Below are 24,526 nucleotides of genomic sequence, written 5' to 3'. Positions count from 1 at the left end.
AATGTGAGTTCCAAAACTATTTTATAAAATTATCTGAGCCGTATGGGATAGGGATGTCTCCCCAAACCTCTTTTAGCATGATAAAGATCAGGTAATCATAATTACTACCAATCAATGGCACATTTGAGAAATTGTCATATGCTTTGGTCATAATTTCCGCATGGTTGCGAATTTCTTGGTCAATATCCCCATCTTTTAACTCTTGCTGAATGGCGGAATTAGTAACCTTATCGCTCATAATCATCTTAGATACTTCAGGCTTTAGTTTTGATAGTTCGTCAACAATCTTATTAAAATCTGCATTCTCCCGATTAGTCATTATTTCTCTCCTTCGTGATACAATTAAATTACAGGTATTTAGTACCGGTTGTGCATATAGCATGATCTAGTAAATAGATAGGCTTTAAGGCCTGAGGCTCTTAGCTAGAAATTAGTTAAGAGTCTCTTTTGTTTTGGCCTTTTAGTTCCAAAATTCATCCTCAATATGAGCAACACCGTGCATTGACGGGATACTAAACAAACGAATTTCCGAGCCGTCAAACATCTTAATAACAGTGATGTTTTTTTCATGCTTTTTAATTGATTTGATATACCCACGATCAAGATTCTTAATTGTCACGTACTTGCGTTTAATGTCCTGGTCTGCGATAATTCGGCCTAATTCCGAGCCGTTCTTCCCACCAGCGATATTTAAGTCTTCAACTAAATATCGTTGATGATTGTTAAGATGAATCTGCAAAGTATTTGGTTGGTAATCGTTGTTTCCGTCAATTAAAGGGTCATAAAACGTTTTGCCATCGTTCTTTACGTCTTGTAAGTACAATCCGTTGTTAAACTCGTAAACTTTTGAGTCGCCCCAGTGAGCATCGTGAGCATAACTAACAATGTGTTGAAAATGCCGTGGTAGTTTAACCCGTGCATCCCCGTGGTTGATTACTTCTAACAATCCATTTGCTTCGGTCTTCGTAACAGAATTAACGTATGTCATTTAAACTTTTTCTCCTTCAGTTTAAGTTCGTTCAATTTCCGCGCCTGTAATGCTTTTCGTTTTCGATCCTTGATTTTGGATTTTTTATGACTCTTCGTGTGTTTATTATGCTTACTCATTGAATGATCCAAACTCCTCCGCAATTCTCTCTACCGTTTTTTGTCTAGCCTGTTTAATTGCTTTTTTGACCTTCACCGCATTTCCACATGCATCAATAGAAATGTCGTAATGATCTTCTAGCTTTTGCTTACGAGCCTTCATCCGGCTAAAACCTGCTGTATTTGTCATGGCAAGACTTCTCCTTAAATGTCGTATTCAATGTTTTCCCACTTTTTATATGCTTGTTGTGTTTGCTCATTTAACAATCTCCCAGTCGTTGGCTAACATGTCTGTTTGACTTGCTAACCAACCGACCTGAATATTTTTTTTAGTAACGATAACAAATGTATCCGACACAATGAGACCTTTATAAGGTGTTAAATTCCAATCACGGAACTCAAAGTAATCTTCAACTGTGCGTGCTAATTGAGTACTTAACATTTGAAAAATAAATTGTCCTTTACCATTCCAACCTTCACGAGCAACCTTTTTACCATGATGCAACGCTTCTAATGCTTCGCCAAAATCCATAGTTATTTATTCCCCTTTTTCTTCAAATTAAAAGCGCCCTCTTTGCGAAGACGCTTCTTTAAATCTTTATCCAGTTGTTTATCTATCTTTATTTCTTCATTGGAAGTATAGCCATAGCTGGTTTGCTTCATGGGTGTATATGGATGTCTACGATCACTCATCAGTACCACCAGCCCCTATAACGGCCATATTCAGCGATCCCAGCCGGCAACAACATGACCAGGATTAAAATAATTAACGTGGCCACATTGCCACCTCCTTGCTTTCTATGTACAAAATAAAAGCCGGCGTTTTCCACGCACCGGTCACACTCACAGATTGCGTTAACAGAAACAGAGAATCTCGAGTACTTAACTATATTTTCGATAAAATAAATCATCTGTGAGTTTAAAACTGCCTGTGAGAATCGGACTCACAACTAACCGCCAGGTGGCAGTCCACTTGAATATTTTATATTTTGGAGGATGTGCTCGTTAAAGCACAACGTGACTGGCAGGGAATCGAACCCTGCACGGTAAGCTGTCCGCCCTCTTCGTACGTATACGTTACAGTCACACATCTAAATCCAGAAGGGTGAAACTCTTTTTAACAAATTCCACAATACCAATATAACCCCTATTTTTGCATTTTTTCGGCAGAACATCGGCAGATTGTCGGCAGAAAGTCGGCAGATTATCGGCGAACTTTTTTTGCTCGTAATGTGTCACGCGGACAAACTATCGCAAACACCCATAAGGCTTGTTTCTGATAATCGTTATATGTACGCTCAGGCAGATAGTTTAAATCATACTTTTCTGCTAAGCGTTCACAGCACTTTTTTACGGTGTAATGATTAATGAATCGATACTCCAATAGGTCGGCTAAAAAGGCATTCTGATCATCAATCGAGCTCATGAGTTGAATAGTCTTCAAACGTAGCTCACATTCCATCTTAGCGGTGGCTTGTTTAATCATTTTATCTTCCTGCCGGGTATGTCTTGGATCTGACTGTGCCTTTGGCATACCGTCCATCATCGGCGACTGCAGGGAGAAACTGAATCTCGCCGCTTCAAGTTGCCAATCCTGATACTCACACAAAAATTGTTTAGCATTTTTTATTGTTTGCTTTCTATCCAATAAGCCAAAGACACTGTCCATCTCCGCAACTCCTTTATTGTCACCTTAGTTGATGTTATAATGAATTCGTCAGAATACTAACATCACCTCGGCTTCCGGAAACGGGAGCTTTTTTATTTTTCCTTCAAATTTAGTGCCTCTTTATCTAATCTTTTTAATCGATCATGCGACTTAACAATTTCCCAAAGCATTTCGGAAGCCGTTCTTCTTCTATGAGATTCCGGATTAATTCCAAAATTGAATTTAAGATAGAGAGATGTTAAAGACTTGTTTGGGACAAGAACTCCATTTATTTGACTAGGAATTTTGATCTCATTTTGCAATTGTTCCGCAAGTTCTAATGTGCAAACCAAATAATTATGATCGCCATAAAAAGTCAACCCGTTTCCAGATTCAAAGTCTTGCATACATGATTTAACTTCATAGCAAACAAAATCTCCTAGCTCAACGCTTGTTGCTTCTACCTCATAATCAGGAGTATATGGCTTAAACCCCACATAATCGATTCTCTTATATTTTGGTGTTCCTTTGTCAAAGTCTACTTCTGGACTCCAATACATCTTTTGAGAGTTAAGACGTTTCTCAACTAATTTACTAAGTGTATCAGTTACTTTGGGACGGTTAATCATTTTAATTCCCCCTTAACGATCCTAAGCGGCTCAGGAAGCAGCTTTTTTATTTTTCCTCCAAATTCTGAAACGTTCATTTAGCTATCTATCTTTTTAAAAAGCGTCAAGTAAACAATTCGGGCCACATGCAATTACATATGGACAGATAAACAGAGATTGTTTATCAAACCTTTTCATTGGTCTGCCTCCAACAATTCTGTGTTCTCATGAATGTTACCTACGATCTCCGCTCTTAAGGCGACCTTCCATAAATTAAAACATTTTAAAACAAATCCAGCATCTTGATTTGACCATATAACTTGGCCTACCTCATAATCATCATCACTAAAAAGAATTTTAAATTTTAATAAATCGCCCTCGTAAATATCTTTGCCATTTTTATCTTTCAATCCCGTAAATTGTTCCAAGATTAAACCATCACCATCATAAGAATATTCCGTTGACCCTTTACCCCCCCGGTCATCCAAATAGCAATGAACTTGTGCACCCTCAATTGGTCCATCAAAACTAATACGATAAACGTCCAGCATACGCTTTTCATGTTTATCCCAAGCTCTGAACTTAATCTCTCTGCTCATTTGTCTTCCTCCCTAATATTCCTCAAATATGCCGTTCTTAGCGTCGTACTCGGCGATTACCACCGGTATCTGATACTTAGCCATGAACATCTTCATACGCAAGACAGACGCTCTGGTTAACGTTGCACGACCGCCTTTCACATCCACCACGCTGACCAAATTACCGTGTTCGTATATGCTGAAATCTGGCGTATAGGTGCAACCACGGACATGCTTCCTAGGATTTTGTAGATCGAAACTTGGTAAGGTCTCAAACTTCTCATGGATTTTAAAATCCAATTTCAAGTTCTTCAAGTGCAGGTAGTACGCACCCTCGGCCTTGCTATCAAATCGGTGACCATCAATACTCATTTTGTGGGCGTTGAACTTATTGCCCTTTCTTGGCAATTTAATTGCCGACCCAGGTGGCTCTTGGACACCTGTGGGATAGTTTGTCATTTGCTCACCTTCATCTTGCGTGATTGTGCAAAGCGGATTGATGCCGCTTCGGTGGCCGTCAATCGTCCGTGGATAAATAACACTGGATGCTGATAAGTTTTACCATAAGGAACTTTGCCAAGTTCGCCCCGTTCCTGTCGCTCTAACAATTTTTGATTCGCTTCTGATTTAAATTTGCCAACGGCTAAAATCTTACCGGTCGTAATATCAATTACTCGCCAATCCATGATTTAATCCCCTTTCTAAAACGGTAAATCGTCATCTGATATGTCCAACGCATCACCATTTTTATCAAAAGGATCATTTTTACTGTTTGTCTGCTTTGCTGTTGATTCATTACGAAACTCAGGTAAATCAAAATCATTTACAGCCAACTGAAGCTGAGTATGTTCACGATTATCACGCCCAGTCCAGGTGTTTAACGACCATTCGCCAGCCACTGTCACTTGATTGGCCTTATGGAAATATTGCTGAATCGTAGAAGCACGTTTACCAAATACCGTGCAGTTAACATAATCTACTCCGTAATCGCCCTGTTCATTTTTACGATTCTGACGCACTGCCAGTGAGAACTTAGCCATTTGATACTTACCATCTTTTATTTCTGGATCACGGGTTAAGCGCCCACTGATCTGCATTTGTCGCATTATCTTACCTCCTAGATAAATTGCTCAATGGCAACGTTATCTTTTATAAATTGTTGAATATTTTCAAGCCGCGTTACTTCCAACAATGCCCGTAGATCATCTAAATCCGTTACAAAGTCCAGGTCATTGTATTTTTGCCTCAACCGGTCCTTAAAGTAATCGACATCTTCGATAAATCGCCAGTGCTGCTCTTTCTCAACCATCGCCGTTTTAAGTGCTTTCCACATGAATTTCTGTTTGAGATCCTCAAATTTATCAACCTGCTTCTCAAATCCAGGCGTCTTTTTCAAGATTCGGACCCGATCGGCACACTGACGAGCAATGTCTAAATAAGCATTCACAGCCGCCGTGACGTGCAACTTTTGTTCACGAAAGATTTTTTCTAATTCCTGTTGATTAAGCTGTTTGGTAGTCACCATTTTTCACCTCGACCATTCGTTGCGTGTCTCGTTCGAAATAGAGCTTGACCGTTCCCAATTCACCGTCCCGGTTCTTTTTAACCGAACAATTTAAGACCGGTGAACCGTCCTCGTCACACCAAAGGAAAGCCACGATGTTGGCATCTTGTTCGATTGATCCGGTTTCCCGTAAGTCGCTTAAATACGGTTCTTTGCTTTGTCGTGAATCGACAGCCCGATTTAACTGACTCAATGCGATCAAAGGAATATGCAGTTCCTGGGTTAATTGCTTAAGCCGGCGCGATACTTTTTCTAGTGCGTGTCGGGGATCGAGTTTAAAGTCATCGGATTCAACTAGCTGAATATGATCAACAATCGGCAAATAATTCGTAGCACCGTACCTTGTGGCGTGCTGTTGGATGACATGGGCAATCTGCTCAATGTTGGTGATATTGTCGTTGCATAGAAAATTTAATCCGGCAATCGTTTGAATTGTGGATCTGGCTTTGGCCTTTTGCTGATCATTCATGCGGACCGCTGGATTTTTCCAGTCATTCAATGGGATTTGGGACACCATTGAGTTAAGGCGGCGCATGTTCTGCTTAGCGCTCATTTCTAACGAAAATAATTCAACCGTCAAATTTTGGTTGTCCAGCATCGCATTCAGCGCAAGATTTAACGCAAATGAAGTTTTACCGACTGACGGTCTAGCACCAACGATCAAGAGTTGATCCGAACCTAAACCGCCACCAAGCAAACGATCAAATTTGGGAAAAGTCTTGATCCAACTTTTCACCGGTTCATCCAAATCTCGTAGCAACTCATCGGTTACTTGTTGCTTATCAAACGTGGCGTTATTGTCGGTTTGATTGGCTTCCTGGTAAATGCCCCACAAGTGGTTAACCGTAAATTCACACGGCTCTTTTACGATGTTAGCCGCTGAAGATTGCAAACTTCGCTTGTAATAATCCGCCCGCAGTGTTTTAAACACCGCCGGATAATCGTATGGATCCGGTATTTTAGACAAGTAAGCAAAGAGAGCTTCGCAATCCATTCTTTTACCAAACGGCGTTTCACAAAATTGGGCCCGAATCTCGTCCGCATTGGTATATCGACCAAACCAGTAGTTGATGAAACTGGCCAATTCTCGCAAATGATTGTTGCTGAACCATTTCTCTTCAACGTTGGTACTTAGCACCACGTCTGGATGCTCAATCATGATGTGAATAGCCTTTTTTTCGATATCCGGCATCTTATTTCGTGAGTTCAAAAGACATCCTCCTTTCGAAACTTTTCGGGATAAACTTGTCGTTCAACTTCCTCCTGTACGATATCCGGGTACTTAGCTTGTAGCACTCGTGTCGCTTTCTCGGCATCATGATCATGCGTACTAAACGCCTGCATGATATCAATTGATCGTTGTTCACCATCCGAGTAAACCGGCTTTTTAGAAACCGGTGGTTCAGAGGTTGGGTTAGCGGGGTCTTGGCTCATTTTCATTGCTAGTTGATCAAACTTTTTTCTAAGCTTACTCGGTGATAAAACGTTTGGTGCCCAGAAGGAATCATGCTGGACCCATTTGATTAACAACGCCACTTGATGCTTATCGCGTTTGTCAATCTCAACCAGCTTTCGAAAATCGTCACTCCACGTTTGAAGATTTGGCTCTTTGAAATCAGTCTTATTTTCCCGAATCTCTTTGATAAAGAACTCAGCTAGTTTGTAGTAATCACTGTCTGGGTCATAAACGTGTTTAGCACGTTTTTGACGAAGAGGTTTTTGTTTAGTTTTGTTTTGTTTAATTAATGCGCTACTCCGTTGTGCACTGTCTTGTACACTCCGTTGTGTACTCCCTTGTGTACTGCTTTGTACACTCTGTTGTGTACTATTTGACGTATAAAGTACACATACTCGATAGGAGGTAGCCTTACGACCATTAGATTGGAAGTCGATTAGTCCTAATTGTTTTAAGACATTCCGATTCTTAACAATCCCCGATCGTGATAAACCTGACAGTCGTTCAAGCACGACATTAGCGGCTGTGAACCACTCTTGCCAGTGTGCTTTGTTATTGATGGACATCAATGTGTACCACAATGAGACTTGCCCACTTGACAACTTCGTTTCATACATCCGGTAATCATCAAAAGCTCGAATCTGTAACAGATAATTCACGACGTGGCCTCCTTTCTTATATTCCTACCCACCCACCGCTAAAACTGATTAACTATCCAAGCCTGCAAATGCTGCATCAGAATCTTTTTCGTTGGCTTGCTGAATCTCCATCAACTCCGTGTTAAGTTCCTTTTTTAGATAGCCAGCATCTTGTGCCGAGATATTCTTGAAGCTCTTAACCTTTGCCTTAGCCATTGCGTTTTTAGCAACGACTTTTAAATCTTGATTTGAATGTTGACTAACATCTTCCATAAGCTTCTTGATTTCGTCAGTTTGCACTTTAGTTGCCGCCTTTGGTGAAGTTGCCTGTGCCGGTTTCCGTGCGTTGGTTGAGCGATTAGATCGGTTTGATGGTTTATACTGCCCCTGGCTGGCAGCATTGCCGTCATCATCAAGGTCACTGGAAATTCCAAAGGCAGCGGATAACGAATATCGACGGGCGTAGGTTTCAGCAGAACCGTAACCTTGGGGATCATTTTTCTTAACTGGTACGTACGATGGCTCAAAGGCTATAAATTCCCCACTCTTGTGTAAGATAATCGTGGCAATACCAACTTTGCCATCCTCAGTAATTAAGGCTTGTGTGTAACTCAAGCCATCTGGTAAAGCATCGTCAATTGCTTTCTGAACGCCTTCCAAAGCAACATAAGTAGATTTAAAGAAGGGATTCTCTTTGTCCTTCTTAGGCTGCTTAACCGCCTTTCTAAAGGCATACATGGCAGCGGCAAGGTTCTTAATTGAATCGCTCATTTTCATAACATTACCCCCTTATCGTTAAATTTGAAGGTTGTCTTTTCGGTAGCCGGCTTGATGGTTGGGCCTTCCAAAATCACCCCGTCATCACTGATGTAGTGATCACCGACAAAGTGGAAGTTCTTCTTGATAGCTTCCTTATCCGGCTTCGGGTTTGGTTTGAGAAAATCGGTTAACCCTTGATCAGTTAAACTTTGGATTAGCTTCTTATCGTTTGGCCAGTTGACGCCCTCCCGTTGTTTGCGGGTTGAAACCGTCCCATAAGGTGTTGAGATCTTAGCTTTCTTATCACTTTGACGTAACTCATGCAAATAATCGGATAGCAATCCTTGCATGTACTCGCGACTTGATTCATTCTTGTCGAGTTCTTTCTGTTGCCATTTTTCGATGTCCTCGATTTGTTCTTTAGCCACTTGCTTAACTTCAGCATCTTGGTCATCGAAATCACGTAACTTACGCATTACCCATGTAGCTGAACTTAGATCATGAACTTCAAATTTAGGTTTTTCAGTTTGTTCTGGTTCATTATCCAGATCTGATTTCTCTAAAGCATCCATATCACTCAACCTCCTCATAATGTCCGGTAACTTCGTAATCACTTAGTTTATCTTTTTCTTTTCTGAGGCAAGTCAGCAGTGCTCTTTTAACTTTCGGATTGCTTTCTTGGTCATAAGCTCGTTCCAATCCGGCAACCCGCAAGCGTGCATATTTGACTGCTTTAATCCCATTCGCCAGCTTGATATTCATACTTAAGCTCCTCCAGTTCTTTGTCTGTACCAGTTTCATACTCATCAGCTAATTCGTCGTAATAGGCATCTTCTTTTGGACTATCTGGATACATGCTTCATGCCCCCTAACAGTCGTTGCAGAAATGTCTGTGTCGGTCTATACTTGATGTATAGAATGTTTTGGCATACAAACAATTTCTCTTTAGTCGCATCAGACAAATCCACTTGTCCGATGCTTTTTTTATACATATTTTTCATAACGCCCTCCTATTTGAACCACTCACTGGGGTTCTTGACCATCAGATATGCTAAGTAGCATCCGGCAAAGAAGCCAAAATACAAGCATCCGTATACGATGAACTTTCCCAATTCGTAAACCATATTTATTTCATCTCCCATCGTCTGGATATCATGCCGATTGCTCGTTTCAATTCTTCCGGACGATAATAAGGCTTGTCAGAAGCTTTCCCTGTCCGGGGATCAACCGGATAGCGTCGAACCGATCTTTCCTCAGGGGTTCCATAAATATACTTATAAAAATATCCGTCTTTCATCGATAATTTTTTAGCCGCTGTATATCTATCAAGCAAAAAGTAGTCATTAATGGTTGACGAGTTATCGATAGCGTGTTTAATTTCTTGACGAGCAATATCGTCAATATGCTGAGCAAATGTTGCTTCCATCTTTTAGCCTCCTAACTGTTTGTTGAATTGGGCAATTAATTGCTTGGGATCGTTATCAGTGTATCGACACCATTCAAGAAGCTCCGTAATATCAGCGCCGATTTCTTCGGGAAACTCCTTGCTGAAAGCGTCCAGGTTCTTCCAGTCCTGCTCGGTGCGCTTTGCCGGTGGCACCGCCGCACTTTCAAAAGCGACATCTTGGATCTTTTGACGATCAGCTTCCTGATGCTTTTGATTTACCACTGCTGCAAACAATCCCTCACGTAATCGATTGCTTTTAAAAAATGATAAAATGCCGTAATCAGCTCGAGCAGCTGAATACTTGTAAAACCAATCATCAACAAACTTGGCAGTTCGTTTTAACGTATCGTTGTCCATCTTGCGTAATCCTTGACGCCAACGACTAATTGAAGCTTTGCTGGCAGGAATTTCATGTGCCAACTTAGTTAGTGGTGATTTAAATTTGGAACTTTTTAAAGCTAAATCTAGTTGCACTGCTTCTTTATACATACCCATCATCTCCAATCGGCAAATAGCCGATAATTAATTTCCAATTTGTCAAAGTACAATACAATCAAGGCTAGAAGTTAGCCTTCGTTGCTAGCAACTGGTTCGCTTAATTGCTTGATAATCAGGATGGTTGCAGTTGACGGTACCCAGTTACGGATATACCTATCAACGTTCTCAAAATCCTTTTCGCGAAGCTGAGCTCGTGTTTGGATTCCCGCAATCTGTTTAATGCCACCGTTGATATCTTTGTAAAGCTTGCCGCGTTGCTTAGCAGTCAAGATTAAGTGATGTGTTTGAACATAGGTATTAACAGCCCCACCGACAGCATGAGAAATGTAGTTATACTCTCCAGGAGTTAAAGGCTTATTATGTTCCAAATCCTTAACTCGGTTGTCAATTTGATTGATCTTCTTATTGTCTTCATTGGCGTTTTGAAGTAGTAACATAATCTTTTCTTCGGGTGTTTGTGGTAATTGTTGTTTTGCCTTGGCTCTCTTCTCCATAGCAATGAAATATTGTCGAGCTTGCTTGCCTCTGTCCGTTCTTTGAATCATGGATAACTCTTTCGCCATGTCCAAAGTTAAGGCGTGATCTTTTATTTTTCGAATTCCACCAAAGACGGTATCGTCATGGACATTTTTGTCAAACACGGAAAAATCAACGTTTTCGGCAAATCCATATTCCATCATTCGATCAATCCACTTGGTGTATGGTGTTTCAACTTCTAAGAAGTCATGTAGGTCACGGCCATCCACAGCAACGGAACCATCATTTTGTTTAAAGGTTTTAATTAGTTCATTCATTTGTATCATCCTTTCGTTCCTTGAAATTTGAATCCAACATCATCTTTAGTGGGATAATTAAGTTATTTCATTAAAGGTGGTGAAAAACTATGAACCATGACGAGATTAAAGATTTAGTGAATGAAGCTTCAAAAGTTGCTTTTGAAAAGCAACAACCGTATTTAAAAAAATTAGCCAAGAAATCGGTTAATGATTTAAAGATTCACGATGAAACAGATCTTTCCACAATCATTGCCAATGTAGTTCAATCAAGCGAATTACTGGCTATTGAAGTTGGCAGTAGATTAGCTAACCAAACACTCACAGAAGTTTTGGATCAGCTTGATGTGAAGAAGAAAGATTCATAATTGCCGTTTCAAGCGCTTTCTGAATACTCTTACTTGAAACTTTTTGACGCTCTTGGCTACTTACGATAGTCTTGAGCGTTTTGTTTAATTCGTGTAACTCATCAATTAGTGCGTCTGCCTGTTGCTCATTCATTACTTCACCTCCTTACGTGCTTGGCTCCTGCGCGGAATTTACCACTGTTAAACATATTCTTTAACACCATCGCAAAAAAAATCAATTTTTACATCTAAAACTTTTGCTGCTACAAATGCATACTCTAAAGTTAAACGATTCTTTTTGTGTTCAATATTCCAATAATGCTGAGTGGTTTTAAATCCCATACGTCTTGCAACCTCAGCCCCAGTTAATCCAAGCTCTTTGCGACGTACTTGCATCAATTCGCTTGCGTTTGCTTTAACTTTCATCTTGTTCCTCCTTTCTAAATAAATCATTTAACTTTATGAATACATTGTATTTAAATATATCGTTTAAGTCAAGAACTTTTTTAAATTTTTTATTGAATAATATAAACAAATTATTTAATTGCCTTATACTTATTTTAGGAGTGATGACATGGAAGAAAAAAAGAATACGGGTTTACCAATGCGTCTCATCAATCTCAGAGAAGAGCATAATTGGTCAAAAACTGAAGTATCCCGAAGATTGGGTCTTAGCAGTATGCAACGCTATGCAAACTACGAATATGGCAGCAATGAACCAGATGCTTCTATGCTCAAAAAAATTGCCAATCTTTACGATGTTTCTGTAGACTACTTAGTAGGAAACACAATTGACAAGAATGGTCACACCCCTTCTTGGGCAACCAATGATGATAAAAAAGATCTCAAGAGATTTCTTGAGGAGAATGCTAATGGTATGACGTATGGAGGTGAGGGATTAACCGATGAAGAGCAAAAGCAAGTTAGAAGAGTTTTGGAGGGACTTTTTTGGGACAAACAGAAACAAAAGAATAACCGCAAATAGTTTTGCTAAAGAAATGGTTAAGAAAATTGTACTTGATAAAGGCACTGCCGATCCATTTTCCATTGCGGAGCAATTAAACATTGAGATTCGTTGGGAAACATTCGGGCCTCACCCACTTGGTCAAACTGCTTATTTTGATAAATATCCGATTATTTTGTTGAATGAAAAAATTCGAGATTCACCACAACGCAATTTCACTTGTGGCCACGAGCTTGGTCACATAATTTGTCAACCTAGCCAAACAGGATATCAAACCGGGAGATTAAGCCACGGTATTTGTGAATATCAGGCTAACCAGTTTGCTACTGGCCTAATGGGATTACTTTATGTAGAGGAAAAAGGGTATGGACCAGATAGCTATTATGATTTAGTCCACCATTATGGATCACCTATTGATATGTTAGACTAATTTAAGGGTGGTGATAAATTAAATATTTTCACTTGGAGTAATATTAATAATTTATTAAGGGGTGGGTTAAATGAATAATCAGAAAAAACAGCCAAAACCTTGGTATAAAGTATGGTGGTTTTGGGTACTAGTGGTTATCGTTTTGTTCGTGCTTGGCGGTATGATGAGTGGTTCCGGTGGATCTTCTCGTTCATCAAGTAGTAAGCCGAAAACTCATAAGGTTTCGCCATTCAAGAAGACTTATAAGGTTGGCCAAATTGCCAATTATAAAGGCTATAAATTCAAGGTTAATAAAGTTAAATACTTTGCTGGTAATAGTATGGATACGCCTAAGAGTGGCAGTCAATATGTTATTTGTAACGTTACTATTAAAAATGATAGTCATGAAAAGCAAGACTACAATGCCATGGATTTTGAACTAAATGCCGATGGTAATACTACCGATTTTGACGAAATTCTTACATCCGGTAACTACGATAACAATACTTTAGATAGTGGCTCACTAGACAAGGGTGCCACCGTCTCCGGCAATTTAATTGGTCAAGCCAAGAAAAATGCTAAATTAAAGCTTGAATATCAACCATCTTTTCTTGATGATAAAACAATCAAGGTTAATCTTAATTAATCGTTGTCCAAATACTGACGACATTAAAAGTTGAAATTTAGGGGAGATCTTATAATGACACGTCTTAAAATTAATACGTGGACAGGGATTTTAGATATTGTCAATTGTGTATTATTTGCCGCTTCTTGGTTTGTCGTTTTTGGTGATGCACTTGCTAATGGCTCACACGCTGCTGATTCGTCAGGCACTTTCTTTTATGTAATGGCTTGGTTTGGGGTAATCCTAAACGTCATTGCTTTACTGCAATCTCGCCGTCATGGCATTTCATTAGTAGGCCCCGTTTTAGGTATTATTGGTAGCGCATTATTCGGATTCACTGCTGCTATGGCTTTTCCTGCATTAGTAGTTCTAATTGTTGCAACGGTTTTCACTATGTTACAACATCCAAGTAAATCATATGTACAAAGCCATAATTCAAATTTAAATAATCAATAATTGATTTACTTTCCCCACTCGGAACCAGTACCTGTTCGACTCAGGCATGGGGAACTTAGTCCAAATACTGATGACTATAAAAGCTGAACTTGAGGCCAATAAGAGGCAGCTGCTTTGCGGTATACTATTTAGAAAGGAGGCGCTAATATGGCAAAATATGATTTTTCAGTCCATTACTCTGGTGAAGCTCTCGAAGAAAATCGCATACCTATTCGTGACCTCGCCCCTTCACTCTTGGCTTTGTCAGAAACCTTTCAAAATATACAAAAACTAAACAGCCCACTAGAAGCACCTATTTCACTGGACATTCAAGCAACCGAAAAGGGTTCTTTTATTGTGGATTTAGTTTTAACAAGTGGGAACGATCTTCTTCAAAAAGCAGTTTCACTTTTAAATAATTCAGATTCCAACGCTTTTTTAAATTTAAAGGATTACGTGGAAATCTTTACATTGCTTATTAATACAATACTTCAATTGGCTAAACATAAACTTAAAAGTAAAAAAGAGCTTAACGATGGAAAGATTGAAATTACATTGGATGATCATACCAAAATCGTCATTCCTAAAAAAGTTCTTGATGCCTATCAAAATTTGGAGATTAGGAAAAATATAAAGGAAGTTGTCGATCCTTTAAAAGAAGATGGAATTAGTTCGATTCAATTTCATCACGCAAGCAAAGAAGAAATAACGATTACTGAAGAACACTACGAGGATTTTAAAGTCCCTACCACTACTTCTAAAGAGCTAAATTCTTCAACAACTACTCAATATCTTCAAATAATGAACGTTGCTTTTGAGCATGGTAAGTGGAGGTTTTCATCTGGCGGCAACACTTTTTTTGCCAAAATACTTGATAAAGATTTTTTAAAATCGGTAGAACGAAATATACAACAGTTCGGGTCAACAGATATTCTGAAAGTATTACTTGAAACACAACAATTTGTTGATAAAGATGGTTCCTTAAAAAGTAATTACAAAATTCTAAAAGTCCTAGAGCACCGTAAGGGTGCACAACAAATAGATTTGGATTTCACAGACAAAGACACCTAGACCATTCGATGTATTGGCTACGGTTTTATTTCACCTCCCCCACTCGAAACCAGTACCTGTTCGACTCAGGCATGGGGAACTTAGTCCAAATACTGGTGACGTTAAAAGCTGAAAAAATTAAGGGAGAAACTTGTATGTTAAAAGAATTCAAGGAGTTTATTTCACGTGGTAATGTAATGGACTTAGCAGTTGGTGTCATTATCGGTGCTGCCTTTACATCTATCGTTAAGTCATTAGTTGATAACTTAATTAATCCATTAATTGGTATCTTCTTGGGGCAAATTGATTTTTCTGATCTTGCTTTTAAAGTTGGTAGTGCAACATTCAAGTATGGTGCTTTTATTAATTCCATCATTAATTTTCTAATTATTGCTTTTGTTGTATTTTTGTTAGTAAAATGCATCAACAAAATTATGCCTAAAAAGGAAGCTCCAACTGCCCCAATCTCAATGGAGGCTCAATACCTGCAAGAAATCGCTGACATTTTGAAAAAGAACAATTCTCATAATTAAGTTTATAAGGAAAAAATATGGATCGAAATGTTTTAATTGCATGTATTATTTTAGTCTTAGGAGACATAATTTCGTTTATTGATATTTTGGGGATTAGCAATCGACGTCATCCAGAAGCTTGGGATAAAAAGTCCATCCCATTTTTGATGTATGGGTTAATTATTAGTCTGATCGGTACAATTTATTTGGGAATTAGTATATATCTATCGCTTAAGTAACACTTGTGGGGGGGCAGATATATGAAAAAAAATAAGCCTATTAAACTTGCACTCATTTTTAACTTTATTAATTGTTTTCTTTGGATACCTTTTTTGTGGATAGTCCTATCGGCCAACTTTAATGGAGCCTATCCTATATTCATAGTAACTAACTTTTTTCGTATTCTTTCTATTTTAGGAATTACTCTTAACCTTATTGTCTTATTCAATTTAAGGCCTCGTAAAAAGTCTTTGTTTATAGGATTTTCTTTAGCAATAATTAGCTATTTAATGACCACTGTATCCAATTCATTATTGATACCAGCGTTAGTATTACTCATAGTAACGGTAGTTTTAACTCTTCCATAAAAACAATATATGTATCAGTAATTATTGACACGTATACTTTTTTCTAGAGCAAGCATTGGATAAGAAGGTTGTATCTTGAAAGCATCTGATAAACAGCGAATGATATTACATGGATTAATGATTTTTATTCTTATTTTTTCAATTAGTATGCAGCATAAAATAAGTAGTTCAAGTTTTTGGAAAAGAATAGTTGTAACCAAAAACATTCCCCCAAAATTAACAACGCATATGGTTACGCAGAAACAAAATTCAATTCAAAATAGGTTAAGCCATTATATTAAGCAGCAAACTAAGGGTGGGAACCAGCATTGCTTTTTATAATTTATCCCCTATTAGGGGCAGTCATGCCGCAAAAAGTAAATATTCTCCAATTTACAGTTCGGGATCACTAGCAGTTCAATCTCGTGGAAATAGTCCTATGATTGCAGCCAGCACTTATAAACTATTTATTTCTGCCTATCTATTCAATCAAAATAAGGATAATAATTTTGATTGGAACAATACGAATTTAGATGGTTTTAACCGAATGATTGTTTATAGTGAAAATGATTTTGCAGACAATGAACTTATGAATTTTGGAATGCCAAGTGTAAATGCCTTTATTAATGATAATCACTGGTATGCTCCTGTATTTACCACTAATAAGGATGCTACAACGACTGCTAATAGTCTACTAAATCTTTTATATAAATTGAAGGCTCATAAAAAACCCTTTACCAACTTGACCGAGAGAAAAATGCTTTTAACTAGAATGAAGAAGCAAGTGTATCGAACCGGCATTCCAACTGGTGCCAGCAAGGCAGATAAGGGTTCAGTTACTGAAGACAAAGTCGGTTTCCTTGGTAGTGTAAATAATGATGCAGGTATCGTTACATTGCCTAGCGGTCAAAGATATATATTAGTTATAATGACAAATGCCTCAAATCAAAGTGGATTCTCTGGGTTTCCAAGAATTGCGAAAATAACACGTAAAATGCAGTCAATCGCTTACAGTAGTGTTCATTAGCATACAATCTAAATATGAAAATAGTTATAATAAATAAGGGGGTGGAACTTTTGAACTGTACAGATATTTTTAATATTAAACATAAGGATGCTAGAGTCGTTAATACAAAAAACGATTTCAACCGTATTTTTATTATTGAAGATAAAAATGGTGTTCGGTATACGTGTTTAAAACCGGATGCGCAAAAGATGCCTAAAATGAGTAGTCACTTCAAAACTCTTAATCCCAAATATGCTCCGGTTAATTATTTAACACCATATTTTACTGGTAAACGTACCAAATAAAAAAAGCCCATTGGTGGGCTTTTTATTTAGAATGTTTAGAGAACGTGTGTGCGAGGGAGGAAATATTAATGTCCAAACTAAATTACTCTAAAAAATATAACTCTGTTTTTAGTTATTCAACTAAAGGTGGGGTAAAGTATGGATATCGTTTAAATTACTATGATGATCTTCATAAAAGACATGAGAGACAAAAACGTGGCTTTACTAATCCTCAATCTGCTTATCGTGAATCACTAGGGGTTAAAGTAGAAATTATTAATAACGAAACAAATGCGCTAAATGCTGAATCAATCACCGTCAAACAGTGGTCAAAACGATTTATGGAAGCAAATTATACGCACTGGAAAATATCGACACTTAAGGATTATCAGTCGCGATTGCGTCAATATATTTTGCCCTCACTTGGTGATACAAGTTTAAAGCGCCTTACTAAAAGCAAATACCAAACACTGATGCTTAATCCGATGATTGAACAAGGGCTTAAACGATGGACAATTCGTGGAGCACATAAGACTCTCATGACAATTATCAATGCTGCTGTGGATGAAGGATTGCTCACAAAAAATCCATTATCAAGAACCCCAATTCCTGATACAGGACATATAGAAAAAAGAATTATGTCAAAAGCTGAACTACAAAAATTTAATTATCAATTGGATCAGGAATCATTGACCACTCAATTAATGTTATACACACTTGAACAAACTGGTATGCGCCAGGGTGAGTTAATGGGGCTCCAATGGCAAGACATTGATTTAGATAATTTAAAAATACACATAAAACACACTCGAGATTTCAATGGCCTCAGAACGGCCAAAACACCCAACAGTGTGCGAACGGTATCCATCAGCACAAGCCTAGCTAAAATTTATCATAACGCTTACCATGAACAATTAGAGTTGTTCTTTAAACATGGGTTAAAAGTTAAACCAACTACTTTCGTATTAACAAGCAAGCACAGACTTTTACCTTTGAATAATAAATACGTTTCGCTAAAATTGCGTAATACTCTTGACCATGCTAAGCTTGATTATTTAATTGGGCATTTTACTGCGCATACTTTTCGTCATCAATATGCATCCTATCTACTTAATTCCGGAGTGGCAGTTTCAGAGGTTTCTGCATCTTTAGGACACGCATCCCCAGAAGTTACTTTATCAATTTATACTGAAAAAACACCAATGAAAAAAGATAATTTGGCAGACAAATTCAACAATCTGTGGTAATTTTTGTGGGACATTTTTAAAAGATTACTTATACACCAACTATCTATCATATTTATACCAGTATCGAAAGGATGCTGTCCAACCCAGATTGTCACTGCCGGGGACAACGTTAACCAAAACAGCCAAAATATATTTGCCCAAACAACTTTATCGTTAACATAATCCGTTAACTGGAACAGACGATGATGAGCCACCCAGATAACAGCTACGAATCCAAACGACACAACATAGGCAAAGAATATCAGTCGAACTTTCCACAACGATTGCCACGTTGGCGCGTCCGGAATTTGAATTGTCAGTACTAACAGCGTCAACACAATTGAAACAACCCCATCAGTAAACGCTTCAAGTCGAGACTTTGACATTTGTTTACGCTTCCCCTCATTAAAATAACATTTGACAGTCAACTATCCCTATCAAGAAAAGTATACTCGAAAACAAGTCAAATGTTATCCCACCACACTTTCTCTCAATTTTTATACTTAGAACATCTACCAGCCCGTTACAATCATCGGATTTCTCACTATTCGGTTGAAGCATATGCCAAATCAAAATTTTCGGCATACAAAAACAGCAGCCAAATAATCGAAATATTCGGCTGCTGCTTTTATGAGATGGAGCAAGATCAAACGCACATTCCACCATACGCTTTAAATCTTTGTTAATTTATATGCCCTTGTGGCATCAATTGCTGCTTTCCATCCTCTATACAAGCGATTTCGTCGATTCTCATCCATTTTCGGTTCGAATTGTCGTCCCGGTTCTGCCAATGCTTTTACTTCATCGATATCTTTCCAGTATCCGACCGCTAGTCCGGCCAAAATTGCCGCACCAAATGCCGTCGTATTTTCATCAGCGGCTCGTTGAATCGGAATATTTAGGATATCAGCTTGAAATTGCATCAGGTAACTGTTTCGAGAAGCACCACCATCTGCTTTCAGAGCCGGAATGTGCATGTGGGTATCTTCTTCCATCGTTTGAATAATGTCCTTAGTACCATATGCAATTGATTGTAGGGTTGCCTTTACAAAATCATCCTTGGTCGTGCCACGGGTCAGTCCAAAGACAGATCCCCGGACATCCTGTTCCCAGTATGGTGCCCCCAAGCCGTTAAACGCCGGAATAACATAAACTTCGTCGTCATCGGTTGAATTCATTGCTGCCTGCCGAGATTCCGGGACATTATCGATTAATTTAAGGCTGTCTGCCAGCCAACTCAAGGCCGTTCCGGCTGAAAAGATTGATCCTTCAAGCGCATAGGTTACTTTCCCGCCAATGTTATAAGCGATGGTGGTCAATAGGTTATCATCCGAAAGTTCAGGCTTGGTTCCTGTGTTCATCATAATAAAAGCACCGTCACCATAAGTATTTTTAATCATCCCGGGATCAAATGCCAATTGGCCGATCAAAGCCGCCGACTGGTCACCGGCAATTCCGGCAATCGGCACTTCAATACCGTAGAATTGATAATTTTTAGTGGTGCCATAAAATTCACTTGATGTTTTAACGGTTGGTAAAATTGCCCGCGGAATATTCAACAGTCTGAGAATATCGTCATCCCAACGCAGTGCATGAATATTGAACAACATGGTACGACTGGCATTACTATAATCCGTTACGTGATATTCGCCACCGGACAATTTCCAAACCAACCAGCTGTCAACGGTTCCAAAAAGTAATTCACCTTTTTCAGCCCGTTGCTGGGCACCTTCGACGTGATCCAAAATCCATCGAACCTTGGTAGCTGAAAAATAAGAATCGATAATTAATCCCGTCTTTTTGTGAATCAAATTCGAGTAGCCGTCATTTTTTAATTTTCGTGCCAGGGATGCCGTTTGCTTGGATTGCCAACCAATTGCATTATAAATCGGTTCACCAGTCTCTTTATCCCAAATCAATGTTGTTTCACGTTGATTAACAATACCGATTCCGGAGATATCTTCCGGATGAATACCGGCATCAATAAAAGCTGATGAAATAACATTAAGCACAGATGTCCAAATTTCATTTGGATCAGTTTCAACCCAGCCATTATGTGGAATAATCTGTTTAACTGGCTTGAATGCCTCAATCACCTTTCGACCATTATGGTCAAAAATCATTGCTCTTGTACTTGTCGTACCTTGATCAATTGAAAGTACATATTTTGGTCTATCAGTAAGCATCTAATTCCCTCCGATCGTCGGAAACGATTTCATTATTATGAAAGAATAGTACCATAAATCGCACCGAATTAACTGTTTGACAATCTCATTCCCCTAACAAAAAAGCACATTATGAACTATACCATAATGTACTACTTAGTTCAAATTGCCTAGTAATTAATGATTATAAAGAATCAGAGAACTAGACCAATTATCGTTTTACATCAACGTGAATATCATCACCGCCGTCGTTTAGCTTCTCGTCATAACTAAAGTTAGCGTCGGTAAAGTAATGCTTGATCTCTTTATTAACTTCTTCAAGCGGTCGATGATCACCATCTTGGCGATTAATCACAATTTCGTATTCCTTTTTATCATCATCGGTGTTAACAAATTTATAGATTACATCGACAGTGTTCAAAATCTCTTGGATTAATTGGCGTTCAGTCATCTCCATGTCCATTTCACCTCACTTGTATCACTATATCTCCACTTTAGCGCTAATTGGGAAAAAGTGATAGTAAAAGTTGCAAGATTAGAATTTTATTTGAATAATTGTATTTACATTAGTGTCAATACTGAACTATACTTGAGGTTATCAATCGAGGTGGAAATGATGACAATTGCGTCAAAAAATTTTTCAAACGAATTAATTAATGCTTATAAAAGTCAAAAATTGGTTATGCTGGTAACCGACAGCGGCCATATCACAGGAACCGTTGCAGCAGTTAAAGACGACCTGGCTTATATTAATCAGCCGGTCAAAGGAGTAACTGCCATCAATTTAAATGACGTTAAAAAGGTGCAGGAACTGAATTAACCGATTTAAAACTTAACAACCGATTATTGTGACCAATAAGAAATACCCTTTCTCCAAGCAACTCAACGTTGTCTCAGTGAAAGGGTATTATTATTGGCATTATTTGCCATTAACGGTCGCATCCTTATTCGATCTCAATTATGCTTCTCATATAGAATCTGCTCAAACTTTTTTCGTAAGCCTTCCGTCAATAAGATAATATTCTTTGGCTGTCGATAAACCCCCAGGTCAAAGCAAAATCTTAGCGGTACGCCCATATTATAATCTTCTTCAAAAGCAGCGACTCTTTTAGGGTCAACATGGTCAACGGTCCCCATTAAAATCGCCATTGCCTTGACTTTATGTGCATCCCAATTGTTTTGATCCTGATGAATATCCAACAATTGTTTAGTGCTAACTGAATCAAGTGCTTTGACTAACGTATCGGCATTGCTGATCTTGTGCTGGACACCTAGAAAGACGAAATACCTTCGCATAACAGGAATAACTGAAGAAAAAAAGACGTTAGTGGCCGCAATCCTTTTAGGAAATAACTCCAACAGGACTTTCCTCACCAATTTAGCAGTATAACGTCGCGGTTCCCGCAACTCGTATTTATAGGCTAAACCAACAAATGCCTGTGTAACGTACAACGCAGCTACCTTTTCCGGTTTGGTCAACTTTTGAAATGAACGGGTGGTTTTAAAGCGACCAACCCAAAGGCGATTTTTTTCGAGATTTCTCTCTGCTTCGACTTCTGAATACGCTTTTTCCACAAGATCACCTTCTTACTCTAAATGTTAACATGATTAACTACGTAAATGAATCAATTAGACCCGGACTATTTCCAAACCCAAGGGATTATTATACAATAAATCGTACTGAAACTTTTGAGGAGATTTTAAAACAAAATGGCTAAAATTCAAGATTTTAATCAACGGTTTAATTACCTATGCCTTTCCATTGTGATTAATTCAGCAGGAAATGCATTGGCAATTTCAACAAATTTAGGAAGTGCCGTATGGACGGCTTCAGCGGTTAACCTTTCCAAATGGGTTAACATTCCGCTTGGCACAACCCTTTTCCTATATGGGATTGTTGTCACAATCGTTAATCAACTGATGATCGGGTCATTTGATCGTCGCCGTTTTGTTTCCAACCTACTATATACAGTTCCCTTTAGTTACCTGGTTCAATTTTCTCAATGGATTTTCGATTCGTTGGGCGTGCCCACCTATAGCTTTTGGCTGAGGCTTATCCTGGACATGATTGGCCTGTTCTGTGTTGCCATGGCCGTCTCAATGTATTCACGGGCCAACCTCATCATGCATCCAAATGATGATATGGCATACATTATCAGGTTTAAATACATTTCCGGAAGCGCGGTAACATCGCAGTGGCTCAGCTATATTCCACCGGTTATTATCTCAACATTAGCTTATCTTTTTACAGGAAAAGTATTTGCGATCGGTTTTGGTACTGCCTTTGCATTAATCTTCCAAGGCGCCATGATGAAGTGGTCCGACACCCATGCGTTTCCAAAACTGAAGCACCATGTTGATCTTTGACAAACGTTTGATTAACGAATCATCACTGCTATTTAGCCGAAACGTGCATTAAGAAGCAGACTCCCGCCATATAAGAGACGCCCAACAATTATTCAAAACCGGAATAATTGTTGGGCGTCTCTTATACTCTGGAATTTAACCGCTTCTTAATGCACTCTGTCTTTTATAAACCTCGCAATCTCCTTAAACGTCTTTTTTGTTTCAGGCAACTTAAACCACAACGTATAATCATGAAAACCATCTTTAAAGGTCGTTACTTCTACAGATGCTTTATCAGCTTGCTTAAGTGCCTGGATAAATTTTAAATTAATCGGTGTCAATAATTCATTTTCGCCATAAAAGATTTGAATTGATCCGATATTCAGATTTTGGGGATCAAATACGTCAAACCAGTTATCCTGATTCAAACCAACTTCAAATTGCTGTCCGATTTGGCGAAGCACACTTAATGATAGCATCACATCTTCGCTTTCTTTGGCGGAAATCTCCGGATCCTTAAGCTGCATATCCAGCCAAGGAGAAATGAATGACGTTCCAGCTATTTTAGTTGGATTTTTTATTAATAGCTGTAGTGCAATCGCGGCACCCGCCGAATCAGCCACAATAAATGTTGGCAGCTCTGTTGAATAAACAATATCCAAGGCTTCTTGGGCCGATTCTAATATTTCAGTTGACGAATGATTGGGTAATAACGGAAAATCAACAATTTGTACCAAGCTGTTGGATTCGATAGCAATTTTAGTAATCATTTCCAGTTGATCAGTGTTCATTGGCACTGTAAAGGCCCCTCCGTGGAAATACATGATCTGATTATCCGGATTATCGGTAGGCGTTAGTGTGACTGTTTGACCATGATTCATCTGATAAATTTTTATATCTTTACTTTTATCCGTAAAGATAGTGGCTTTTTGATTAGGATGAAGGAAACTATGATTAACAGCCACTTTATAATTTTCTTTTTTAAACTTTTTGAGCAGTCTTTTTGCCATAAAACTCATTGTAAGCACTTCCTAAAAATAGTTTTTATGTAATAAATGTGATATATCACATAAATGTCCATATATGTTTCCTAAAAAAATCGAGAAATTCACAAAATCTTCACAAAATTTTCACTATTTGGAAACAACTCATCTATATAGTTATAGCTGTTGCATGAGGTTAAAGAAATCACTCATGCCGCAATAAATTAAATCCCCCTTTAATTTAATTTATTACTTTTGTATTCATATTCTTCCCCTAGAATATAGGTATCAGGATAAGACATCCCCGTGTCTTATCTTTTTGTTTACATAGAAATAAGTGTGCGGATCAAAGTGGTTAGCATTCGGAGCATAAGGCGTTCTTTTCGGGAATCCCGGGGTTGGATTTTTGAAAAGAATCCCTTATGTGCAGAATGCTGCTTTGAGGAGCAGTCCTAAGATAGTGTGCGGATCAAAGCGGTTAGTACCCGGAATATAAGGCGTCGATTTGGGAAATCCCGCTTTTGGATTTTTCAAATCGATCCCTTATATGGAG

At 38.5% G+C, this 24,526-nt stretch carries 42 protein-coding genes; 13 read left to right on the top strand and 29 right to left on the bottom strand.

The genetic code is table 11. The features are described from left to right. Positions 1–16: 16 nt before the first annotated feature. The 22 genes from GQR93_RS02900 to GQR93_RS02805 form a co-directional block, all read right to left on the bottom strand. On the bottom strand, positions 17–319 hold the full coding sequence (locus tag GQR93_RS02900) for a hypothetical protein (RefSeq protein WP_057864305.1): 303 nt from the start codon (positions 317–319) through the stop codon (positions 17–19). 141 nt (positions 320–460) lie between these two features. After that, entirely contained in the window at positions 461–988 is a 528-nt protein-coding gene (locus GQR93_RS02895) for a hypothetical protein (protein WP_159298664.1), read from the bottom strand. A gap of 111 nt (positions 989–1,099) precedes the next feature. Next, entirely contained in the window at positions 1,100–1,276 is a 177-nt protein-coding gene (locus GQR93_RS02890; protein WP_159298663.1) for a hypothetical protein, read from the bottom strand. Positions 1,277–1,342: 66 nt separating this feature from the next. Next, complete coding sequence (locus GQR93_RS02885) at positions 1,343–1,618, bottom strand: DUF2829 domain-containing protein (protein ID WP_159298662.1); 276 nt, start codon at positions 1,616–1,618, stop codon at positions 1,343–1,345. Positions 1,619–1,620: 2 nt separating this feature from the next. Next, entirely contained in the window at positions 1,621–1,779 is a 159-nt protein-coding gene (locus tag GQR93_RS15230; RefSeq protein ID WP_202212592.1) for a hypothetical protein, read from the bottom strand. A 511-nt stretch (positions 1,780–2,290) separates the two neighbouring features. Continuing rightward, positions 2,291–2,755 (bottom strand): hypothetical protein, encoded by a 465-nt coding sequence (locus GQR93_RS02880; protein WP_159298661.1) that lies wholly within the window; start codon positions 2,753–2,755, stop codon positions 2,291–2,293. Between the two features lie 92 nt (positions 2,756–2,847). Further along, entirely contained in the window at positions 2,848–3,363 is a 516-nt protein-coding gene (locus GQR93_RS02875) for a hypothetical protein (RefSeq protein WP_159298660.1), read from the bottom strand. A gap of 173 nt (positions 3,364–3,536) precedes the next feature. After that, positions 3,537–3,941 (bottom strand): YopX family protein, encoded by a 405-nt coding sequence (locus GQR93_RS02870; protein WP_159298659.1) that lies wholly within the window; start codon positions 3,939–3,941, stop codon positions 3,537–3,539. A 12-nt stretch (positions 3,942–3,953) separates the two neighbouring features. Then, positions 3,954–4,379, bottom strand: coding sequence for a DUF1064 domain-containing protein (locus tag GQR93_RS02865; protein ID WP_159298658.1), 426 nt, complete (start codon positions 4,377–4,379; stop codon positions 3,954–3,956). Then, positions 4,376–4,606 carry a hypothetical protein gene (locus GQR93_RS02860; RefSeq protein WP_159298657.1) on the bottom strand — a complete coding sequence of 77 codons (231 nt, stop codon included), beginning with the start codon at positions 4,604–4,606 and terminating at the stop codon, positions 4,376–4,378. The genes GQR93_RS02865 and GQR93_RS02860 overlap by 4 nt, the downstream gene beginning before the upstream one ends. Positions 4,607–4,621: 15 nt before the next feature. Beyond that, positions 4,622–5,026 (bottom strand): single-stranded DNA-binding protein, encoded by a 405-nt coding sequence (locus GQR93_RS02855; protein WP_159298656.1) that lies wholly within the window; start codon positions 5,024–5,026, stop codon positions 4,622–4,624. Positions 5,027–5,037: 11 nt separating this feature from the next. After that, complete coding sequence (locus tag GQR93_RS02850; protein ID WP_159298655.1) at positions 5,038–5,445, bottom strand: hypothetical protein; 408 nt, start codon at positions 5,443–5,445, stop codon at positions 5,038–5,040. Further along, a complete protein-coding gene (locus GQR93_RS02845) occupies positions 5,423–6,694 on the bottom strand; it encodes a DnaB-like helicase C-terminal domain-containing protein (RefSeq protein WP_225442044.1) in 1,272 nt (423 codons plus the stop codon). The genes GQR93_RS02850 and GQR93_RS02845 overlap by 23 nt, the downstream gene beginning before the upstream one ends. Continuing rightward, positions 6,691–7,599, bottom strand: a complete 909-nt coding sequence (locus GQR93_RS15355; protein WP_225442043.1) for a hypothetical protein — start codon at positions 7,597–7,599, stop codon at positions 6,691–6,693. Before GQR93_RS15355 ends, GQR93_RS02845 begins: the two co-directional genes overlap by 4 nt. A gap of 48 nt (positions 7,600–7,647) precedes the next feature. Continuing rightward, positions 7,648–8,355, bottom strand: coding sequence for an ERF family protein (locus GQR93_RS02835; RefSeq protein ID WP_159298654.1), 708 nt, complete (start codon positions 8,353–8,355; stop codon positions 7,648–7,650). Continuing rightward, positions 8,352–8,909 carry a host-nuclease inhibitor Gam family protein gene (locus tag GQR93_RS02830; RefSeq protein ID WP_159298653.1) on the bottom strand — a complete coding sequence of 186 codons (558 nt, stop codon included), beginning with the start codon at positions 8,907–8,909 and terminating at the stop codon, positions 8,352–8,354. The genes GQR93_RS02835 and GQR93_RS02830 overlap by 4 nt, the downstream gene beginning before the upstream one ends. A 1-nt stretch (position 8,910) precedes the next feature. Next, a complete protein-coding gene (locus tag GQR93_RS02825; RefSeq protein ID WP_159298652.1) occupies positions 8,911–9,099 on the bottom strand; it encodes a hypothetical protein in 189 nt (62 codons plus the stop codon). Next, positions 9,071–9,193, bottom strand: a complete 123-nt coding sequence (locus GQR93_RS15545; RefSeq protein ID WP_263863845.1) for a hypothetical protein — start codon at positions 9,191–9,193, stop codon at positions 9,071–9,073. The genes GQR93_RS02825 and GQR93_RS15545 overlap by 29 nt, the downstream gene beginning before the upstream one ends. Continuing rightward, positions 9,180–9,338, bottom strand: a complete 159-nt coding sequence (locus tag GQR93_RS02820) for a hypothetical protein (RefSeq protein ID WP_159298651.1) — start codon at positions 9,336–9,338, stop codon at positions 9,180–9,182. The genes GQR93_RS15545 and GQR93_RS02820 overlap by 14 nt, the downstream gene beginning before the upstream one ends. 125 nt (positions 9,339–9,463) lie before the next feature. Next, on the bottom strand, positions 9,464–9,763 hold the full coding sequence (locus tag GQR93_RS02815; protein ID WP_159298650.1) for a hypothetical protein: 300 nt from the start codon (positions 9,761–9,763) through the stop codon (positions 9,464–9,466). A gap of 3 nt (positions 9,764–9,766) precedes the next feature. Further along, complete coding sequence (locus GQR93_RS02810; RefSeq protein ID WP_159298649.1) at positions 9,767–10,273, bottom strand: hypothetical protein; 507 nt, start codon at positions 10,271–10,273, stop codon at positions 9,767–9,769. A 77-nt stretch (positions 10,274–10,350) separates the two neighbouring features. Next, entirely contained in the window at positions 10,351–11,085 is a 735-nt protein-coding gene (locus GQR93_RS02805) for an antA/AntB antirepressor family protein (RefSeq protein WP_159298648.1), read from the bottom strand. A gap of 80 nt (positions 11,086–11,165) precedes the next feature. Between GQR93_RS02805 and GQR93_RS02800 the strand changes: the two genes are divergently transcribed. Beyond that, complete coding sequence (locus GQR93_RS02800) at positions 11,166–11,423, top strand: hypothetical protein (RefSeq protein ID WP_008856371.1); 258 nt, start codon at positions 11,166–11,168, stop codon at positions 11,421–11,423. Here the strand turns inward: GQR93_RS02800 and GQR93_RS02795 are convergent. After that, positions 11,377–11,556 (bottom strand): hypothetical protein, encoded by a 180-nt coding sequence (locus tag GQR93_RS02795; RefSeq protein ID WP_159298647.1) that lies wholly within the window; start codon positions 11,554–11,556, stop codon positions 11,377–11,379. The genes GQR93_RS02800 and GQR93_RS02795 overlap by 47 nt on opposite strands. A gap of 47 nt (positions 11,557–11,603) precedes the next feature. Then, on the bottom strand, positions 11,604–11,828 hold the full coding sequence (locus GQR93_RS02790; protein WP_159298646.1) for a helix-turn-helix domain-containing protein: 225 nt from the start codon (positions 11,826–11,828) through the stop codon (positions 11,604–11,606). A 148-nt stretch (positions 11,829–11,976) separates the two neighbouring features. On the opposite strand from GQR93_RS02790, the gene GQR93_RS02785 reads away from it, so the two are divergent. The 10 genes from GQR93_RS02785 to GQR93_RS02740 all read left to right on the top strand — a co-directional run bounded on the left by GQR93_RS02785 (position 11,977) and on the right by GQR93_RS02740 (position 18,500). Continuing rightward, the gene (locus GQR93_RS02785; protein ID WP_159298645.1) at positions 11,977–12,387 is read left to right on the top strand and encodes a helix-turn-helix domain-containing protein; all 411 of its coding nucleotides are present in this window, start codon (positions 11,977–11,979) and stop codon (positions 12,385–12,387) included. Next, positions 12,308–12,796, top strand: coding sequence for an ImmA/IrrE family metallo-endopeptidase (locus GQR93_RS02780; RefSeq protein WP_159298644.1), 489 nt, complete (start codon positions 12,308–12,310; stop codon positions 12,794–12,796). The genes GQR93_RS02785 and GQR93_RS02780 overlap by 80 nt, the downstream gene beginning before the upstream one ends. A gap of 70 nt (positions 12,797–12,866) precedes the next feature. Beyond that, positions 12,867–13,421, top strand: coding sequence for a DUF4352 domain-containing protein (locus GQR93_RS02775; RefSeq protein ID WP_159298643.1), 555 nt, complete (start codon positions 12,867–12,869; stop codon positions 13,419–13,421). Between the two features lie 54 nt (positions 13,422–13,475). Further along, positions 13,476–13,856 (top strand): transporter, encoded by a 381-nt coding sequence (locus GQR93_RS02770; RefSeq protein WP_159298642.1) that lies wholly within the window; start codon positions 13,476–13,478, stop codon positions 13,854–13,856. A 147-nt stretch (positions 13,857–14,003) separates the two neighbouring features. Then, the gene (locus tag GQR93_RS02765) at positions 14,004–14,906 is read left to right on the top strand and encodes a hypothetical protein (protein WP_159298641.1); all 903 of its coding nucleotides are present in this window, start codon (positions 14,004–14,006) and stop codon (positions 14,904–14,906) included. A gap of 134 nt (positions 14,907–15,040) precedes the next feature. After that, the gene (gene mscL, locus GQR93_RS02760; RefSeq protein WP_159298640.1) at positions 15,041–15,418 is read left to right on the top strand and encodes a large-conductance mechanosensitive channel protein MscL; all 378 of its coding nucleotides are present in this window, start codon (positions 15,041–15,043) and stop codon (positions 15,416–15,418) included. A 17-nt stretch (positions 15,419–15,435) separates the two neighbouring features. Further along, on the top strand, positions 15,436–15,636 hold the full coding sequence (locus GQR93_RS02755) for a hypothetical protein (protein WP_159298639.1): 201 nt from the start codon (positions 15,436–15,438) through the stop codon (positions 15,634–15,636). 643 nt (positions 15,637–16,279) lie between these two features. Continuing rightward, entirely contained in the window at positions 16,280–16,990 is a 711-nt protein-coding gene (locus GQR93_RS02750) for a serine hydrolase (protein ID WP_159298638.1), read from the top strand. 41 nt (positions 16,991–17,031) lie between these two features. Next, on the top strand, positions 17,032–17,274 hold the full coding sequence (locus GQR93_RS02745; protein WP_375711408.1) for a hypothetical protein: 243 nt from the start codon (positions 17,032–17,034) through the stop codon (positions 17,272–17,274). Positions 17,275–17,342: 68 nt separating this feature from the next. After that, positions 17,343–18,500 (top strand): tyrosine-type recombinase/integrase, encoded by a 1,158-nt coding sequence (locus tag GQR93_RS02740; RefSeq protein WP_159298636.1) that lies wholly within the window; start codon positions 17,343–17,345, stop codon positions 18,498–18,500. On the opposite strand, the gene GQR93_RS02735 is transcribed toward GQR93_RS02740, so the two are convergent. From GQR93_RS02735 to GQR93_RS02725, 3 genes are all read right to left on the bottom strand, one after another. Continuing rightward, positions 18,437–18,865: a TMEM175 family protein gene (locus GQR93_RS02735; protein ID WP_404808339.1), complete on the bottom strand. Its 429-nt coding sequence runs from the start codon at positions 18,863–18,865 to the stop codon at positions 18,437–18,439. The two genes, GQR93_RS02740 and GQR93_RS02735, sit on opposite strands and share 64 nt — an antisense overlap. Positions 18,866–19,150: 285 nt before the next feature. Then, the gene (glpK, locus tag GQR93_RS02730) at positions 19,151–20,665 is read right to left on the bottom strand and encodes a glycerol kinase GlpK (RefSeq protein ID WP_003552114.1); all 1,515 of its coding nucleotides are present in this window, start codon (positions 20,663–20,665) and stop codon (positions 19,151–19,153) included. 190 nt (positions 20,666–20,855) lie between these two features. Next, complete coding sequence (locus GQR93_RS02725; RefSeq protein ID WP_035444533.1) at positions 20,856–21,095, bottom strand: hypothetical protein; 240 nt, start codon at positions 21,093–21,095, stop codon at positions 20,856–20,858. 162 nt (positions 21,096–21,257) lie between these two features. Here GQR93_RS02725 and GQR93_RS02720 point away from each other — a divergent pair, with 162 nt between their 5' ends. After that, positions 21,258–21,464, top strand: a complete 207-nt coding sequence (locus GQR93_RS02720) for a hypothetical protein (protein ID WP_225442040.1) — start codon at positions 21,258–21,260, stop codon at positions 21,462–21,464. 134 nt (positions 21,465–21,598) lie between these two features. On the opposite strand, the gene GQR93_RS02715 is transcribed toward GQR93_RS02720, so the two are convergent. After that, positions 21,599–22,219 carry a hypothetical protein gene (locus tag GQR93_RS02715; protein ID WP_003552111.1) on the bottom strand — a complete coding sequence of 207 codons (621 nt, stop codon included), beginning with the start codon at positions 22,217–22,219 and terminating at the stop codon, positions 21,599–21,601. 135 nt (positions 22,220–22,354) lie between these two features. On the opposite strand from GQR93_RS02715, the gene GQR93_RS02710 reads away from it, so the two are divergent. After that, positions 22,355–23,011, top strand: coding sequence for a YczE/YyaS/YitT family protein (locus GQR93_RS02710; protein ID WP_003552110.1), 657 nt, complete (start codon positions 22,355–22,357; stop codon positions 23,009–23,011). Positions 23,012–23,157: 146 nt separating this feature from the next. On the opposite strand, the gene GQR93_RS02705 is transcribed toward GQR93_RS02710, so the two are convergent. Then, on the bottom strand, positions 23,158–24,009 hold the full coding sequence (locus GQR93_RS02705) for an alpha/beta hydrolase (RefSeq protein WP_003552109.1): 852 nt from the start codon (positions 24,007–24,009) through the stop codon (positions 23,158–23,160). Between the last annotated feature and the right edge of the window lie 517 nt (positions 24,010–24,526).

Origin of the sequence: Lentilactobacillus hilgardii, assembly GCF_009832765.1 — a bacterium.
GTDB classification, from domain to species: Bacteria; Bacillota; Bacilli; order Lactobacillales; family Lactobacillaceae; genus Lentilactobacillus; species Lentilactobacillus hilgardii.
The sequence above is the reverse complement of the archived record's forward strand: the minus strand, read 5'-3'. Positions and strand labels throughout refer to the sequence as shown.

Bases quoted from the DNA above. Each gene is read 5' to 3' on its own strand.
- GQR93_RS02900 (WP_057864305.1), bottom strand. From the start codon at position 319: ATGACTAATCGGGAGAATGCAGATTTTAATAAGATTGTTGACGAACTA.
- GQR93_RS02895 (WP_159298664.1), bottom strand. From the start codon at position 988: ATGACATACGTTAATTCTGTTACGAAGACCGAAGCAAATGGATTGTTA.
- GQR93_RS02890 (WP_159298663.1), bottom strand. From the start codon at position 1,276: ATGACAAATACAGCAGGTTTTAGCCGGATGAAGGCTCGTAAGCAAAAG.
- GQR93_RS02885 (WP_159298662.1), bottom strand. From the start codon at position 1,618: ATGGATTTTGGCGAAGCATTAGAAGCGTTGCATCATGGTAAAAAGGTT.
- GQR93_RS15230 (WP_202212592.1), bottom strand. From the start codon at position 1,779: ATGAGTGATCGTAGACATCCATATACACCCATGAAGCAAACCAGCTAT.
- GQR93_RS02880 (WP_159298661.1), bottom strand. From the start codon at position 2,755: ATGGACAGTGTCTTTGGCTTATTGGATAGAAAGCAAACAATAAAAAAT.
- GQR93_RS02875 (WP_159298660.1), bottom strand. From the start codon at position 3,363: ATGATTAACCGTCCCAAAGTAACTGATACACTTAGTAAATTAGTTGAG.
- GQR93_RS02870 (WP_159298659.1), bottom strand. From the start codon at position 3,941: ATGAGCAGAGAGATTAAGTTCAGAGCTTGGGATAAACATGAAAAGCGT.
- GQR93_RS02865 (WP_159298658.1), bottom strand. From the start codon at position 4,379: ATGACAAACTATCCCACAGGTGTCCAAGAGCCACCTGGGTCGGCAATT.
- GQR93_RS02860 (WP_159298657.1), bottom strand. From the start codon at position 4,606: ATGGATTGGCGAGTAATTGATATTACGACCGGTAAGATTTTAGCCGTT.
- GQR93_RS02855 (WP_159298656.1), bottom strand. From the start codon at position 5,026: ATGCGACAAATGCAGATCAGTGGGCGCTTAACCCGTGATCCAGAAATA.
- GQR93_RS02850 (WP_159298655.1), bottom strand. From the start codon at position 5,445: ATGGTGACTACCAAACAGCTTAATCAACAGGAATTAGAAAAAATCTTT.
- GQR93_RS02835 (WP_159298654.1), bottom strand. From the start codon at position 8,355: ATGAAAATGAGCGATTCAATTAAGAACCTTGCCGCTGCCATGTATGCC.
- GQR93_RS02830 (WP_159298653.1), bottom strand. From the start codon at position 8,909: ATGGATGCTTTAGAGAAATCAGATCTGGATAATGAACCAGAACAAACT.
- GQR93_RS02825 (WP_159298652.1), bottom strand. From the start codon at position 9,099: ATGAATATCAAGCTGGCGAATGGGATTAAAGCAGTCAAATATGCACGC.
- GQR93_RS15545 (WP_263863845.1), bottom strand. From the start codon at position 9,193: ATGTATCCAGATAGTCCAAAAGAAGATGCCTATTACGACGAATTAGCT.
- GQR93_RS02820 (WP_159298651.1), bottom strand. From the start codon at position 9,338: ATGAAAAATATGTATAAAAAAAGCATCGGACAAGTGGATTTGTCTGAT.
- GQR93_RS02815 (WP_159298650.1), bottom strand. From the start codon at position 9,763: ATGGAAGCAACATTTGCTCAGCATATTGACGATATTGCTCGTCAAGAA.
- GQR93_RS02810 (WP_159298649.1), bottom strand. From the start codon at position 10,273: ATGTATAAAGAAGCAGTGCAACTAGATTTAGCTTTAAAAAGTTCCAAA.
- GQR93_RS02805 (WP_159298648.1), bottom strand. From the start codon at position 11,085: ATGATACAAATGAATGAACTAATTAAAACCTTTAAACAAAATGATGGT.
- GQR93_RS02800 (WP_008856371.1), top strand. From the start codon at position 11,166: ATGAACCATGACGAGATTAAAGATTTAGTGAATGAAGCTTCAAAAGTT.
- GQR93_RS02795 (WP_159298647.1), bottom strand. From the start codon at position 11,556: ATGAATGAGCAACAGGCAGACGCACTAATTGATGAGTTACACGAATTA.
- GQR93_RS02790 (WP_159298646.1), bottom strand. From the start codon at position 11,828: ATGAAAGTTAAAGCAAACGCAAGCGAATTGATGCAAGTACGTCGCAAA.
- GQR93_RS02785 (WP_159298645.1), top strand. From the start codon at position 11,977: ATGGAAGAAAAAAAGAATACGGGTTTACCAATGCGTCTCATCAATCTC.
- GQR93_RS02780 (WP_159298644.1), top strand. From the start codon at position 12,308: ATGAAGAGCAAAAGCAAGTTAGAAGAGTTTTGGAGGGACTTTTTTGGG.
- GQR93_RS02775 (WP_159298643.1), top strand. From the start codon at position 12,867: ATGAATAATCAGAAAAAACAGCCAAAACCTTGGTATAAAGTATGGTGG.
- GQR93_RS02770 (WP_159298642.1), top strand. From the start codon at position 13,476: ATGACACGTCTTAAAATTAATACGTGGACAGGGATTTTAGATATTGTC.
- GQR93_RS02765 (WP_159298641.1), top strand. From the start codon at position 14,004: ATGGCAAAATATGATTTTTCAGTCCATTACTCTGGTGAAGCTCTCGAA.
- mscL (WP_159298640.1), top strand. From the start codon at position 15,041: ATGTTAAAAGAATTCAAGGAGTTTATTTCACGTGGTAATGTAATGGAC.
- GQR93_RS02755 (WP_159298639.1), top strand. From the start codon at position 15,436: ATGGATCGAAATGTTTTAATTGCATGTATTATTTTAGTCTTAGGAGAC.
- GQR93_RS02740 (WP_159298636.1), top strand. From the start codon at position 17,343: ATGTCCAAACTAAATTACTCTAAAAAATATAACTCTGTTTTTAGTTAT.
- GQR93_RS02735 (WP_404808339.1), bottom strand. From the start codon at position 18,865: ATGTCAAAGTCTCGACTTGAAGCGTTTACTGATGGGGTTGTTTCAATT.
- glpK (WP_003552114.1), bottom strand. From the start codon at position 20,665: ATGCTTACTGATAGACCAAAATATGTACTTTCAATTGATCAAGGTACG.
- GQR93_RS02725 (WP_035444533.1), bottom strand. From the start codon at position 21,095: ATGACTGAACGCCAATTAATCCAAGAGATTTTGAACACTGTCGATGTA.
- GQR93_RS02720 (WP_225442040.1), top strand. From the start codon at position 21,258: ATGATGACAATTGCGTCAAAAAATTTTTCAAACGAATTAATTAATGCT.
- GQR93_RS02710 (WP_003552110.1), top strand. From the start codon at position 22,355: ATGGCTAAAATTCAAGATTTTAATCAACGGTTTAATTACCTATGCCTT.
- GQR93_RS02705 (WP_003552109.1), bottom strand. From the start codon at position 24,009: ATGAGTTTTATGGCAAAAAGACTGCTCAAAAAGTTTAAAAAAGAAAAT.